12 protein-coding genes are annotated in these 14799 nt (G+C 45.3%); 7 read left to right on the top strand and 5 right to left on the bottom strand.

Annotated features, from left to right (window positions below):
• Nucleotides 1-163 precede the first annotated feature (163 nt).
• On the top strand, nucleotides 164-3562 hold the full coding sequence (ileS, locus tag ACTJLE_RS05525) for a mupirocin-resistant isoleucine--tRNA ligase (RefSeq protein ID WP_481267788.1): 3399 nt from the start codon (nucleotides 164-166) through the stop codon (nucleotides 3560-3562).
• A gap of 107 nt (nucleotides 3563-3669) precedes the next feature.
• Here the strand turns inward: ileS and ACTJLE_RS05520 are convergent, their stop codons facing one another.
• Complete coding sequence (locus tag ACTJLE_RS05520; RefSeq protein ID WP_481267787.1) at nucleotides 3670-3873, bottom strand: hypothetical protein; 204 nt, start codon at nucleotides 3871-3873, stop codon at nucleotides 3670-3672.
• Nucleotides 3851-4126, bottom strand: coding sequence for a BrnT family toxin (locus ACTJLE_RS05515; RefSeq protein WP_119486831.1), 276 nt, complete (start codon nucleotides 4124-4126; stop codon nucleotides 3851-3853). The genes ACTJLE_RS05520 and ACTJLE_RS05515 overlap by 23 nt, the downstream gene beginning before the upstream one ends.
• Nucleotides 4127-4639: 513 nt before the next feature.
• Here ACTJLE_RS05515 and ACTJLE_RS05510 point away from each other — a divergent pair.
• The 5 genes from ACTJLE_RS05510 (at nucleotide 4640) to murI (ending at nucleotide 11156) form a co-directional block, all read left to right on the top strand.
• Nucleotides 4640-5572 (top strand): ABC transporter permease, encoded by a 933-nt coding sequence (locus tag ACTJLE_RS05510; protein WP_481267786.1) that lies wholly within the window; start codon nucleotides 4640-4642, stop codon nucleotides 5570-5572.
• The gene (locus ACTJLE_RS05505) at nucleotides 5569-6690 is read left to right on the top strand and encodes an ABC transporter permease (protein ID WP_481267785.1); all 1122 of its coding nucleotides are present in this window, start codon (nucleotides 5569-5571) and stop codon (nucleotides 6688-6690) included. The genes ACTJLE_RS05510 and ACTJLE_RS05505 overlap by 4 nt, the downstream gene beginning before the upstream one ends.
• 214 nt (nucleotides 6691-6904) lie before the next feature.
• Nucleotides 6905-8692, top strand: coding sequence for an ABC transporter substrate-binding protein (locus tag ACTJLE_RS05500; protein ID WP_481267784.1), 1788 nt, complete (start codon nucleotides 6905-6907; stop codon nucleotides 8690-8692).
• Nucleotides 8693-8740: 48 nt separating this feature from the next.
• On the top strand, nucleotides 8741-10321 hold the full coding sequence (nikE, locus tag ACTJLE_RS05495) for a nickel ABC transporter ATP-binding protein NikE (protein WP_481267811.1): 1581 nt from the start codon (nucleotides 8741-8743) through the stop codon (nucleotides 10319-10321).
• Nucleotides 10322-10382: 61 nt separating this feature from the next.
• Nucleotides 10383-11156, top strand: a complete 774-nt coding sequence (murI, locus tag ACTJLE_RS05490) for a glutamate racemase (protein WP_481267783.1) — start codon at nucleotides 10383-10385, stop codon at nucleotides 11154-11156.
• Between the two features lie 26 nt (nucleotides 11157-11182).
• On the opposite strand, the gene ACTJLE_RS05485 is transcribed toward murI, so the two are convergent.
• Nucleotides 11183-11830: a vitamin K epoxide reductase family protein gene (locus tag ACTJLE_RS05485; RefSeq protein WP_481267782.1), complete on the bottom strand. Its 648-nt coding sequence runs from the start codon at nucleotides 11828-11830 to the stop codon at nucleotides 11183-11185.
• Between the two features lie 67 nt (nucleotides 11831-11897).
• Between ACTJLE_RS05485 and ACTJLE_RS05480 the strand changes: the two genes are divergently transcribed.
• Nucleotides 11898-12812, top strand: coding sequence for a PHP domain-containing protein (locus ACTJLE_RS05480; RefSeq protein ID WP_481267781.1), 915 nt, complete (start codon nucleotides 11898-11900; stop codon nucleotides 12810-12812).
• A 16-nt stretch (nucleotides 12813-12828) separates the two neighbouring features.
• On the opposite strand, the gene ACTJLE_RS05475 is transcribed toward ACTJLE_RS05480, so the two are convergent.
• Together ACTJLE_RS05475 and ACTJLE_RS05470 are read right to left on the bottom strand one after the other, a co-directional pair.
• Nucleotides 12829-13047 (bottom strand): DUF3107 domain-containing protein, encoded by a 219-nt coding sequence (locus ACTJLE_RS05475; protein WP_481267780.1) that lies wholly within the window; start codon nucleotides 13045-13047, stop codon nucleotides 12829-12831.
• Between the two features lie 62 nt (nucleotides 13048-13109).
• Entirely contained in the window at nucleotides 13110-14744 is a 1635-nt protein-coding gene (locus tag ACTJLE_RS05470; protein WP_481267810.1) for a phosphotransferase, read from the bottom strand.
• Nucleotides 14745-14799: the final 55 nt, after the last annotated feature.

Below are 14799 nucleotides of genomic sequence, written 5' to 3'. Positions count from 1 at the left end.
TGTAAGGTTCTCGCTTATTAGAACCGACGGGGTTGGCCCGCACAGCCAAACACGAGAGGCTGCAAGCGTAGCGTTAAGCATCTTGCAGCAAGCGAGGTGGTACCGCGGCAGTAACTGTCGTCCTCGCAGGGAAATATTCACCCTGTTGAGCGAGGAGAGCACAGTGAGCGAATCCACTAATCCAGCAGCAAACGCGTCCGCAAATCACGTATATCCAAAGGTAAGTGTTTCTGCATCAACGCAAGAAAGCGCCGGAGCGCAAGTTGCACCAAATCCTTCCTTCCCAAAGCTTGAAGAATCTGTTCTTCAGTACTGGGATGCAAACAATACTTTCCGCAAGTCAATCGAATACCGTCCGTCCGGCAAAGGTAGCCAAAACGAGTTCGTGTTCTTCGATGGCCCTCCATTCGCAAACGGTCTTCCTCACTACGGCCACTTGCTCACAGGCTACGCAAAAGACGTTGTTCCGCGCTATCAGACTATGCGCGGACGCAAAGTAAACCGCGTTTTTGGTTGGGATACTCACGGTCTTCCTGCAGAGTTGGAAGCGCAGAAGGAACTCGGCATCGAGTCGGTTGAGCAAATCGAAAAAATGGGCATCGCAAAGTTCAACGATGCTTGCCGTGCCAGCGTTTTGAAGTACACCAACGAATGGCAAAACTACGTGCATCGTCAGGCGCGCTGGGTTGATTTCGAGCGCGGCTACAAAACGCTGAACATTCCATACATGGAATCCGTTATGTGGGCATTTAAGCAGCTTTACGATAAGGGCTTGGCTTACAAGGGCTACCGCGTGCTTCCGTACTGCCCGAAGGATCAGACTCCGCTCAGCGCCCACGAGCTTCGTATGGATGCGGACGTTTACCAGAATCGTCAAGATACCACCGTTTCCGTCGCTGTTAAGCTTCGCGACGAAGCCGACGCTTACGCAGTATTCTGGACCACTACTCCTTGGACAGTTCCAACAAACTTCGCAATCGTAGTCGGCGCAGACATCGACTACGTGGAAGTTCGCCCAACCGAAGGCAAGTTCGCTGGTAAGAAGTTCTACATCGGCAAGCCTTTGCTCGGATCCTACACTAAGGAACTTGGCGAAAACTACGAGGTTGTGCGCGAACTTAAGGGTGCTGAGATGGCCGGCTGGCGTTACTATCCAGTCTTCCCATACTTTGCAAGCGATTCTGCGCTCGCTGAAGGTGGCACTCCTGGTCCTAACGCTTTTACGATTTTTACAGCAGATTATGTTGATACCGCTGAAGGTACTGGCCTTGTTCACCAGGCTCCTTACGGCGAGGACGATATGAACACGCTTAACGCGCACGAAATTCGCAGCGTTGACGTGCTCGACGCAGGCTGCAAGTTTACAAGCGACTGCCCAGATTATGAAGGCTTGTACGTTTTCGACGCGAACTTGCCAATTTTGCGTAACTTGCGTGCAGGAGACGGTCCGCTTGCTCAAATGCCGGAAGATCAGCGCGCGTTGCTATTCCAAGAAAAAAGCTACGTGCACAGCTATCCTCACTGCTGGCGTTGCGCAACTCCGCTTATTTACAAGCCTGTTTCTAGCTGGTTTGTGTCCGTTACGAAGATTAAGAAGCGCTTGCTTGAGCTTAATCAGGAGATTAATTGGATTCCTGGAAACGTTAAGGACGGCCAGTTTGGTAAGTGGCTTTCTAACGCTCGCGATTGGTCGATTAGCCGTAACCGCTTCTGGGGTTCGCCAATTCCAGTGTGGGTGAGTGACGATCCAAAGTATCCTCGCGTAGACGTTTACGGTTCGTTGGATGAGCTTAAGGCTGATTTTGGCGACTATCCTCGCGACGACGATGGCAATGTGAATATGCATCGCCCGTATATCGATCGTCTTACTCGTCCAAATCCGGACGATCCTACTGGAAAGTCGCAAATGCACCGCATTACGGATGTTCTCGACTGCTGGTTTGAGTCCGGTTCCATGCCTTTCGCACAGTTCCATTATCCGTTTGAAAATAAGGAATTCTTCGAAGAGCACTTCCCATGCGATTACATCGTTGAATATATTGGTCAGACTCGCGGCTGGTTCTACACGCTTCACATTATGGCTACGGCTCTCTTCGACCGCCCAGCATTTAAGAACGTGATTTGCCACGGCATTGTGCTTGGTTCCGATGGCCAGAAGATGAGTAAGCATTTGCGCAATTACCCGGATGTGAACGGCGTTTTCAACGAGTACGGTTCGGATGCAATGCGCTGGTTCCTTATGTCTTCGCCAATTTTGCGCGGCGGTAATTTGATTGTTACTGCCGACGGCATTAGGGATACGGTTCGCCAGGTTATGCTTCCAGTTTGGAGCTCGTACTACTTCTTCACGCTGTATGCGAATGCTGCAAACGGTGGCAAGGGTTACGATGCTCGTCGCCTTCGTGCGGATGAGGTTGCAGGTCTTTGCAATATGGATCGTTACTTGCTTGCTCGCACGCGTTTGCTTGTTGAGCGAGTTGAAAAATGCTTGAACGAGTTTGCTATTAGCGATGCTTGCGCGGCAGTTAGCGACTTCATTGACGTACTTACGAATTGGTATATTCGTGGCAGCCGTGACCGCTTCTGGAATGAGGACGAAGCTGCTTTCAACACGCTTTACACTGTTTTGGAAGCGTTTATGCGTGTGATTGCTCCTCTTGCTCCAATGGAAGCGGAGGCTGTGTGGCGTGGTCTTACTGGCGGCGAATCCGTGCATTTGGCTGACTGGCCGTATCTTGTTGAGCCTCAAATGCTTTCGGATGGCGAAGCAAATCCTAAGGCTGGCGAAGTGACTGAGCTTGGTGCTGTTCTTGCACACGACGATGCTTTGGTTGCTGCTATGGATAAGGTTCGCGAGGTTGTGTCTTCTGCGCTTTCGCTTCGTAAGGCGGAGCAGTTGCGCGTGCGCCAGCCGTTGGCAAACTTGACTGTTGTTGCAGAAAATACTGCTGCTGTTGAGCCTTACGAGCAGGTGCTTGAGCGCGAGCTTAACGTGAAGAATGTTACATTCTGCACTTTGCAAGACGCAAGCGAACACGGTTTGAAGATTGTTCACGAACTTAAGGTGAATGCTCGCGCTGCTGGTCCTCGTTTGGGTAAGCAAGTGCAGTTTGCTATTAAGGCTTCTAAGAGTGGTGATTGGCGAGTTGACGAGTCTGGCGCTCCTGTTGTTAATACTGAAAACGGCGAAGTTGCGCTTGTTGAAGGCGAGTATGAGCTTGTAAATCGCGTTGAGTCTTCGGATGCTCAAGTAGCTCAAAATACTGCTTCTGTTGCTATGCCAACTGGCGGTTTCGTTATGCTCGACACTGCTTTGACTAGCGATTTGCTTGCTGAAGGTTACGCTCGTGATGCTATTCGCGCTGTTCAAGATGCGCGCAAGGAGAACGGTTTGGATGTTACTGACCGAATCGCTTTGACTTTGAGCGTTCCAGCTTCGGACGTTGCTAAAGTTGAGCAGTTCCGTGATTTGATTGCGGAGGAGACTTTGGCTACGAGCTTCGAAGTTGTTGAGGCTGATTCTAGCGCAACTGAGCTTAGCGTAAGTCTTAAGTGCGCGTAGCTTAAGTATTTCGTAAATCTTAGTTAACTAAACAAAAACGTGCCGGTGTATAGTTCATATACGTCGGCACGTTTTGTTTTATATTTAGTTTTATTTCTTTTATTTGGCTACCGTGTTGTAGCTACTCTAAAGAATTTCATTATTCTAAATATCCATTCAGGCATAATAAAAGTGACGTGCTTTTGTTCGTTCGAGTGGTTCTCTATAATTGGATGCTCCAAATCAAAGTACTCAAGTACGTCTTCGCCGTTATCGAATTTTCTATCAATTTCTTCTCCGCTTATTTCTCTACTTTTTGTGGTGTTTTTCATAATATTGCTCCTCATTTTTACGCGATCTTCTTACAGAAATAATGCGAATTCTATTATTTCTTTTTGTTATTACTGCAGTCCAATGTTTGCCGTTTATCTTTCCAAAAACTAAGTAGCGAGAGTCATCATTGCCTGAATTTTTGGATTCGATTTCAGCTGTTTCATTGTTCCAAAGTATTTGGGCTCTTTTGAAACTGATACCATGTTTAGCTAAATTTTTTAAGCTTTTTGCAGGATCGTATTCAAAATTCATACTCACCTTCTATCGTCTATTTTAACGTAAAATAGCATCAATTGAAACTATTTTTAATGATTGTTGTTTTGTATTAGGTATAGTAAATGCTTTAAGTCGGCTTTCCTAGATTTTTTACGCATTGTGGTTAAAGGCTATTTATAGAAGCAAGGGCTGCCGCATTGGGTCGCTTTTCGCGCTACGCTTAAGCGAAAAGCGAGTCAATTGTATTCTTGTCTTATTGGATTGTTGGTCGTCAGATTACGCTTTCTTAAGAGAATAAAGAAAGCGTAATCGAGTGCGCGCTTGCATGGAAAGCCCACTGGGCTTTCCATATTGAGCAAGCGCTACCGCATTGAGCTTGCTTGAAGCGCACAATGCAGCTTCAAGCAAGGGCAATGCGACACCCCGTTTTCTATGGGTTCCTATAGTGTCGATAAGACAACAATACAAATTTTTACTCGATTTGTATTTTGCGTTAATTTATATTGCATGATATTCAAAAAGAAAGTGCAGGTGACGAAATGAGTAAAGATGAGAAGGGTCGGTGTATTTCGTTCACGCTATAAGCGTGATTCATCTGGCGTCACCGTTCTTGCAAGAACTAATACCGGCATTGTTGCTGGAACTGTAATTATTGCTATTTTTGCGATTTTGGCTATTTTTGCCGACGTTTTTACAACAATTACTGGCAATAATCCTTACTCTGAGCATCCGGAAATATTAGATTCCAACTCAGTTCCAGTAGGCCAGGGGGGTATTAGTTTCCAACATTGGTTCGGTGTAACTCCGCTTCGTGGTCTTGATATTTTCGCGATTATTTCGCATGGAGCACGCGTATCTCTTGGAATTGGCGTCGCTTCTACTGTAATTTCGCTATTTCTTGGCATTCTAATCGGCATGATTGCAGGGTATTTCAGTGGTTTTGCAGATGCTTTGCTTTCGCGCACAATGGACGTGTTCTTCGGTTTCCCATTCCTGATTTTTGCGATTGCTTTGTCTGCTGTTGTGCCGCAAGATTTTCCGCGTCCGCTTCTACTAATACTTGTTTTAGGCTTTTTTGGATGGCCAAGTATTGCGCGTTTGGTTAGAGCGCAAACGCTTTCGCTAAAATCTCGCAATTTCACTGTGGCTTCTTACGTAATGGGTGCGAACACATGGCATATTTTGCGTGAGCAGATAATGCCGAATATGTTGCCTCTTCTTTTGGTGAATGTGACTTTTCTTATTCCTGGTCGCATTGGAGCGGAGGCTGCGTTGTCGTTCCTTGGTGTGGGCATGAATCCGCCTTCGCCTTCGTGGGGACGCGCTATTGCGGACGCAGTTCAGTGGGTTTTGGTTGATCCTTGGTATCTTCTTTTCCCTGGAATTGCGCTGTTCTTGCTTACTTTCGGCTTTAATCTTGTTGGCGACGGTTTGGCTAGTGCTCTTCAGCCGCGAGCTTCCAAAAAGGCGGTGACGGAATGAGTAACAAGCAAAATACTCAAAATACGCAGAATGCGCAAAGTGCGCAACAAAATATAATCAATACACCGAAAATCAGCATTAATAAATCTGCTGCCAATTCGCGATTAATCGGCAAGATTTCCGATTTTCTTGTTTTTATTGGCAAGCGCGCAGCAAGCGCAATACTTGTTTTAACGCTGATTGCAGTAGTGCTATTCCTTATTTTCTTTATGCTTCCTGCCAATCCTGCGCAACTTGCTTGCGGAAAGCCTTGCACGCCTGAACGTTTGGCACGAGTTTCCGCTTTTATGGGAACTGATGCGCCATGGTATGAGCAACTTGGCAGTTATATTCGTGGCATATTCTTCGGGCGCGTGTTCACAGATAGTTCTGGAGCTACTATCGTGTGCGCTGGTCCATGCTTAGGATGGTCGTTTGCGCTAAACGAGCCTGTAACTAATCTTATTATGAGTCGTTTTGTGGTAACCGCTTCGTTGGCAACTGGTGCTGCGGTTCTTTGGCTTACTGTGGGCGTTGCAACTGGAGTTATTTCTGCTGCAAAAGAAGGATCTTTTATTGACCGCGCGCTTCGAGCGCTTTCGTCTGTAGGGATTTCATCTCCAGCGTATTTAATTGGAATGCTTGCAATACTTGCTTTTGCAGTTTATTTGCCGATTTTTCCTACGGGTGGTTACATAAGTTTTGCGGAAAGTCCTTTAGATTGGCTTCAGCATTTGCTTCTTCCGTGGCTTGTTTTGGCGCTTCTTAACGCGGCATACTATACGCGACTTACTCGCGCTCACATGCTTGACGAGTTGCAGCAGGATTATATGCGTACTGCTTTAGCTAAGGGCATGCCGCGTTCGAAAGCTATAACGCGTCACGCGATGCCTAATGCGATGCTTCCTGTGCTGACTATGTTTGGCTTGGATTTGGGCGGTTTGCTTGGCGGTGCTGTAATAACTGAGAGCGTTTTCTCTATGCAAGGTTTGGGTTCGCTGCTTCTTGATTCGGTGAAAAATCTTGATTTGCAAGTGCTGGTTGGTGTGACGCTGTTTGCGGCTGCGCTTGTGATTGTTGCGAATCTTGTGGTTGACATCTGTTATCGTTTCGTCGATCCTCGTGCCGCAGTCTGTTAGTGGATTCGCGTGCTCATAAATTAACATAACTCTTCAAAAGCTTCATAAGCGACATTTTCTTTACTGCTGTGTAAAGAAAATAACAAAATCTCGCTAAAAAACGATTTTTTCTGTACATGCACGTAAATAGAAAATCGGGATTAAGTCGATAGTTGACATTTTGAAGAGTCAAATTACAAATTTAAAAAATACTAATAAATATAAGGGGATTATTATGTTCACTTTTAAAACTGCAACTAAAACTACAAATAAAAATACAAACAAAGATTCAGGCATAACTTCAGTCGTAACTTCAAGCGTGACTGCAATTTCGAAGAAGTTTGTTGCGTCGCTTGCAGCTTTTTCGTTGCTTCCGATTTCGCTACTCTCGTTACTTTCACTTTCTGCTTGCGGAAGTGCCAGCTCTACAAAATCTAGCGTTACCAACGCTTCCGTGCTAAATTCCAATCCGCAAAAAGGTGGCAGTCTTACAGTATTTACGTCGAATACCAATATGAATTTCGATCCAGCTCGTAGCCAAGGTTTGCCGATTACGTCGAATAATTTCATATTCCGCGCGCTTACAACTTGGAAAGTGAGTCCAAATTCAGTCGACAAAACGCGCGTTGTTCCAGATTTAGCAACGGATACCGGCACCACAAGCGACGGCGGCAAAACTTGGAAGTACACGCTTAAGAAGGGTGTCAAGTACGAAGATGGAAGTGAGATTACTTCGCGCGATATTAAATTCGGCATTGAGCGCTCTTTTGCTGATTCTTTAAGCGGCGGTTTTAGCTACCATAAGACTCTTCTTGTTGGTGGAGAAAATTATGACGGTCCTTTTAGTGGAAAGTCGCTTGATTCCATTGAAACTCCAGACGATCAAACTATTATTTTCCACTTAAAAGCTCCGTTTGCAGATTGGCCTTGGGTTGCGTCTTTGGCAGCATTTGTGCCAGTTCCAGCGAATTCTGGCGACGCGCAAACGTATTCAAAGCATCCTAAAGCTTCCGGACCATACCGAATTGTGCAAAACGAAGTCGGCAAAAAAGTTGTTATGCAGCGTAATAAGTATTGGGATTCAAAGCTTGACAGCATTCGCACAGCCGGTCCTAATGAGATTGTTTGGAAGCTTGGTTCGGATGCTACTGTTGCGGCTCAGTCGATGATTCAAGGAAATTCGGATACAAAATCCGCATTTTTGGCTGATTTCGTGCCGCCTGCTCAGCTTGCGCAGGCTCAAGCAAACCCTAAGTCACGAAGCTTGCTCATTACAAGTAGTGACGGTGCTCTTGAATATTTGGCTATGAATACGCGCAGAATAACGGACGTCAATGTTCGCAAGGCAGTTCAGTATGCGGTTGATAAGCAGTCGTACCGCACGGCGAAGGGCGGCTCAATTGCTGGCGGTTTTGCAACAACGCTTATTACGCCTGGTATTTCGGGCAGGAAGCAGTTTAATTTGTATGCTACAGATCCACGCGGAGACGTTGAGAAAGCTAAACAACTGTTGAAAAAATCAGGTAAAACTGATATTAAATTGATTCTGATTGCTCGTCCGGATCAAACGCAAGTGGCATCTTCTGTGCAATCAAGTTTAAAGCGAGCTGGTATTAAAGTGACGATTAAAACTGTTGACGCAGTAAACTTTACGGATGCAATCACGTCAAATTCCGGAGATTACGATTTGGCTTTGGCTTCGTGGCAGCCTGATTTTCCTTCTGCTTACGCCAATTTGGGTCCACTTTTTGATTCTTCGCAAATTGGCGGCGGTAACTGGAATATTTCTCGCTACGAAAATCCTAAAGTAGATGCCCTGCTTAGAAAAGCAATACAAACTGTTGACTCGCACGAAGCGGAAAAATTGTGGCAGCAAGCAGACCGCACTATTATGGCTGATTCTCCGGTTGTGCCGCTTATTTACTCGCATAATACGTTTATTCACGGAAGTGGCGTGGAGAATTTCTACATCGGAAGTTTCCCTGCGTACCCAAATTACGCCGCTGTATCTTTGAAGAGGTGATTAGTTGTGACTGGTGCGAAAGAAGAAGTTGTTATAAGTGTCGACGGAATGTCGATTTCGATTGGCGGCCGTCAAATTACGCGAGATGTATCGTTACGTATGAGTGCGGGCGAAGTTTCGGCTTTAGTGGGTGAGTCCGGCTCCGGAAAGTCGCTTACTGCGCTGGCTCTTATGGGTTTGCTTTCAGACTCTGCGAAAGTTGAAGGAAGCGCGCTTCTTAACGCTACTTATGCCAACGAATCTGCCATAGATTTACTAAGCGAAAATGCGCCTTACGATCTGATTCGCGGTGGAATGATTGGCATGATTTTTCAGGAGCCGTCCAGTGCGTTTAATCCTGTGAAAACAATTGGCAAGCAAATAGAAGAATCGCTAATATATCATCCTGAAAAAGCAGGAAAACTTAGCCAAAGAGAGCGTAAGAAGCGTGTGATTTCGCAGCTTCTTGAGGTTGAGTTGAGTGATGCTGAGCGTGTGTATCGTTCTTATCCACATGAGCTTTCTGGCGGCCAACTCCAGCGTGCGATGATTGCTATGGCTTTAATAAATCGTCCACAAGTTTTGATTGCAGACGAGCCTACAACAGCACTCGACATCACCACGCAACGAGATATTTTACGTCTTATACGTAATTTGTCGGAGAAATTACATCTTGCTGTGTTAATTATTACGCACGATATGAGTGTTGTGCGCGCGCTCGCGGATGAAATGTATGTAATGCAAGGCGGGAATATTGTTGAATCTGGCGAAGTTCAGCATATTTTTGCGAATCCTAAGCACGAATATACGCGCACTTTGCTAGATTCTGTTCCTAAATTTGATATGCAATATGCTTCAAGTGGTGATTCTTATGAAAGTATAGAAGAAGTAGCAAAAGCGATTGCTAAGAATATTGCTAAAAATATTTCTGAATCTCCAGAATCTGAATCTCCAGTAGTTGAAGTTCAAGGCGTAAGTGTGAAGTATTCGCATGCTCGTTTTAGCAAAGATTCAAATAAGCTCGCTCTCGCTAACGCAAACTTGCGCATTAACTCTGGCTCTACACTAGCTTTAGTCGGGGAGTCTGGAGCTGGAAAAACCACTATTGCAAAGCTTATTTCTGGACAAATAAAACCAAATTCAGGATTAGTGCTACTTAATGGAGAAAACTTAAACAGATTAAACAGTAAAGCTCGCCGCCAAGCATTATCGCGAATTGGATACGTTTTTCAAGATTCAGGTTCCGCACTAAATCCGCGTAAAACCATTGGCTGGAGTATTGCAGAACCGTTACTTTTACACACGAATCTTGATGCCAATGAGCGTTTAGAGCGCGTTGAAGAAATGCTTAATCAAGTACAAGTGCCAGTTGAATTCGCAAGCCGTTTCCCTCACGAGCTTTCCGGAGGTCAACGACAGCGCGTAGGTATTGCGCGAGCGTTGATTTTACAGCCTTCTCTGCTTATTGCGGATGAGCCAACTTCTGCGCTTGACGTAACAGTGCAACGTTGTGTACTTAACTTATTACATGATTTGCAACAAAAATACCGTTACGCATGCTTGTTTATTACTCATGATGTTGGCGTTGTGCAAGAAGTTGCTAGCGAAGTTGCCATAATTAGAAATGGCAGTATTCAATATATTTCGTAGTATGTTTTCCTAGTATGTTGAGGCTCGCAACTACCATAGTAAGCGTTTTAGGAGGTAGTGTATGGCATCGTCGGCAGCAATTGGCGTTTTTGATTCGGGGCTTGGTGGCATTTCCGTAGCTCGTCAGTTGCATGCTGCTCTTCCGCATGAGCGAATTATCTATTTTGGCGACTCTGCCAACGCGCCGTACGGTATTAAAACGCCTGAAGAGGTTAAAAAGCTCAGCTTCGCAATTGTTGAGCATTTTGTTCGTCTAAATGTAAAAGCCATCGTAATTGCTTGCAACACCGCCACTTCCGCAGCTGTGAACGATTTGCGCGCACACTACAGCATACCTATCATAGGTATGGAACCGGCGCTTAAATTAGCTTGCGATTTAGGCAAAGGCGAGTCTCAGCGCGTAATTGTGGCCGCAACTGAGCTTACTTTGCGCGAGCACAAGTTCGCGGATTTGCTGCAGCGTTTTTCTAAAAATCATACGATTTTTTCTCAAGCTTGCCCTGATTTAGTGCGTATTGTTGAGCGTGGGGAGCTTAATAATCGCAATATTGTTTTTGCAGCTCTTCACAAGTATTTCGATGAGTATGATTTAGAAAGTATTGATTCGGTTGTGCTTGGCTGCACGCATTTTGTGTTCTACCGCGATTATTTCCGCGAATTTTTGCCTGCGCGCACGAATATTGTTGACGGAAACGAAGGCACGATTAATCATCTTCGCAAAATATTGGAACTTAATAATGAGCTTGCAAGCGATTCTCAGGAAGGCTCAATTACGCTTACTAATTCGGATACTAGCGAGCGCATGCAGCAACTTGCAAAAAGCTTGTGTAAGTAGTCTTATATTTGAGATTTAGTATTTTACTAAAAAATTACTTTTGCATACTGGCTTAAAATAAGCGTAACTAACGCCGCAATCCACAGCACGTCTACAAGCAAGTCGTATCTTAAGCGATAATATTTTTCAATCCAATTAAAACGCTGAATAAGCAGCTTTTGCGAACTTACGCTTGCATGCGTTAGCGACATAAATTGCACGGTTGTGGAGAACATAAGCACAATGCACCACGGGCATAACGCGTGAATCACAAACATAGATTGCGAAAACAGCCAGTAGGCATAAAGTAGAGCGCATAATCCGCCAAGCCAAGTGCAGATTGCGAACCAGCGCGGCACGCACACGCGAATCATTCCAATAACAGCAAGCGTTACAAACACGCTTTCTGCAGCAATTCCAAAGAATGCGTTTGGGAAGCTTAATTCGCCGAATTTCACAATTTCTGCCTGCCAAGCTTGTGAAACGCGAGAGCAGGAGACCACGCTGTTAAAGTCGCAGCTAAGTAATTTTTTCGGTGCGCGCGCCAAAGCAAGCGTTTCTGCGGAAAGAATAAGCGATGTTATAAGCGCCACTGCAGAGAAGAATAGCATTACGCCATACGTCCACAAAGATGAGTGTCTCCATCCGCGCAGCGAGGTTTCGTAATTTTCTTGTGCAGTGCTGGTTTGCGCCATTGCTTCTCCTAATTGTTTTTGTTGTTTGCAACAACATGCTTTACATAGCACAGTTTACGATAATTATATGACTGTAAAGAAAAGCAACACGTCGGGTAACGATTCTTCCAACAATCCGCGCTCTCATACTTCGGGCGATTATAATCGTTGGGATTTGCATTGCCATACTGTGTATTCTGACGGAACTGCAACTCCAGCAGATTTAGTTAGTGAAGCTAGGGCCGCTGGTTTGCAAGGTGTTGCTATTACAGATCATGATACGACTGCAGGTTGGGATGATTTTCGCCAAGCTGCTCGCGATTTGAATATGCCTGTGCTGTTCGGCTCTGAGATTACTTCGGAAGATGCTGGCGTATTCGTGCATATGCTCGCATACCAGTACAATCCTAAAGATTCTCTAATTGTTAATATGTTCGCGCTTACTCGTAAGCGACGTTTTGAACGCACTAAACGCATGGTTGAGCGCATATCTAAAGATTTTCCGATTACTTGGGATGATGTTTTGTTGCAAGCTAAGCTTGGTGACTTAACTACAATTGGCAGGCCGCATATTGCGGATGCTTTAGTTAAAGCTGGAGTTTTTAAAACGCGCTCCGAGGCTTTTGCGGGTCCTGTTTCTCCGCAAAGTCCGTACTATATTCCAACGCCTTCGCCGAATGTTCGCGAAGTGATTGAAGCTGTTAAGCACGCTGGGGGAGTTGTTGTTATTGCGCATCCGGCGGATCCTTCGCGCAATCGCGTGCTACTTTCGGATGCTCAGATTACATCCTTTGCGGCTGCTGGTCTTGACGGTTTGGAAGTGTATCATCGCGGAAATTCTAAAGATCAGCGTCAGCGTTTGCTTGCTTTAGTGCAAAAATGCGATTTGCTTGTAACAGGCGGCTCGGATTGGCATGGTTCCGGAAAGCCTAATTGCTTAGGCGAAGAAACAACAAGCCGCGAAGTAGTGTCCGAAATACTTTTGCGCGGCTATAAACTCTAAAACTCTTTATTACGTATTAGTTGAGGGCGCCGAAGCCTACTGTGTGATTTGGCGTGTCGCCGATTAGCGCGTAAGACAACGACGAAGCAGACACCATAATCGTGCGTCCGTTTACGTCCGTAAACTCAAGCATATCTTTGGAATCGTTAATCGTTTTGCGCACTTCATCTGCGCTCTGTTCGGTTTCAAATTTAATTGAATCGGAAACGTTCTTTATGCCAAGCACTACTTGCATATATCCTCCTATGTGCGCGCTCATTTTTACTTCGCGCTTATTTTATTCGTTTTTCTTAACCTTTATTCTTCTAAATCTGCTTGCGCGTCGCGCATTGCTTTTTCTTCGCGCTCAAGTAGAGGAATAATAACAGTTTCTGGTTTATTTTCATTTTCAGAAACCTTATTTTCTTCAACTTTTGCGTCTTTTGCTTCCTCTGTAGAAGCCTTGTTTTCCGCAACTTCTGTACTATTATCGCCAGAATTTTCTGTAGAATTCGTTGCAGATTGCGCAATAGTTTCAGCTGTTTCGTGCGCTGCTTGAGTTTCTACATGCGTAATAACTTGCGTTGCAGTGTCGTCTGCAAGTTGCGCAGATTTTGCGTCTTCGTTTCTATTCGACGCTCCAGTTACAGCATACTTAACTGTGTTCTCGTGAGTGCTATCGTTTTCAGCCGCGTTGTGCTCTTGAGAAGCATTTCGAATAGCATCTCGAGTAGAATCCTTAGTTGCATCATCATTGGACGCAACATTTTTTTCTACTGTAATATCTCGTTCGTTTGTTTCGTCAGAATTGCCCGCGTTAGCCGAGTTTCCAGCATTTGCAGCATTTGCGTCTTGAGATAATCCTTTATGCGCAATTTGGCGGCTTTGCGTATTGTCATTTTCAAGAAGCGTGCCAACCGTAATTGTTGAAGCAGGATTAGAAGCACTATGCGCAGATTTTGCAGCTTGAGTGTTATTAATACGCGTCAATTCGTGAGCTAGGCGCTCAACTTGTGCCTTAAATCGCATAATGCTTGTGTTGTCTGCGCGTTGCAAAGCTTGAATAAAATCGCCAACTTGTTCCATTTGCAGCCACAAATTCGCGCGAAGCATAATCAAACTATCGAGACGAGATCCCATCATTCTTCCATATGCAGAAAGTACCGCATTTCGACGTTGCTCGTTAAGCTTTGCAAAAATCCAAGCCAAGTCGCGTGCAGGATCATTAATTTGCATGCTTTGCCAATTTGTTACAGCAGTAATAGTAGATCCTGCGAATAAAATATCGCCATCCATGAATCCGCCGTGTACTGGGCAAGTTTCAAAAGACCACAATCCTTCAGTTTCCAACACTCTTGACCAGCTGTCGGTAATTTCTGTTGGAATATGACCTGCTTGACGAAGTCTTTTAATCCAACCAGTTAATTGCGCGCGAATTTGGCCGGTTGTAAAAGCAGGATATTTTCCTCGAGTTACGAAACTAGGGCGAAGTCTGTGAATTGCGCCGATTGCAGTTCCAACATTTGCGCAATCATCCGTTGTAAGAAGACGCAAGTCGCGCGCGCTTCCTTCGAGATGCTCGCAAATAAGTACTGTTTCGTCATTGTTTTCGTCTGCAATAATGCTAGACATGCGATTTGCACTGTGTGAGTTTGCACTGTGTGAGTTTGCGCCATTTTCTGCACTTTCGCGAGTATCTTTCTTTCCTGGCACAAACGTAAGCATAGTATCGTAAGCAAATCCAAGTGCAGCTAAATCTTTGCTATGTTCAAGAGTCCATGCTGCGCGAGCTCTATCGTGCAAACGCTTGCGTCCCTTGCTATCTGCACTAATAAAAACGTCATAAAGTTTACCAGAAACATCTTGCACAACGGCGTGAGAAATTCCTGCTGCGGTATCAGTGGCATTAGTCTGCTCACTTTGGCGCGTTCCTGCAAACTGTACTTCGGGCATGGCTGCAGATGCCAGTGCTGCCAACTTGAATCTACTGAGTTGTGTCACACTCCCA

The organism is Gardnerella sp. CCPDSM (genome assembly GCF_056754715.1).
Note: the sequence above shows the minus strand (reverse complement) of the source record. Positions and strands in the feature narration are given on the sequence as shown.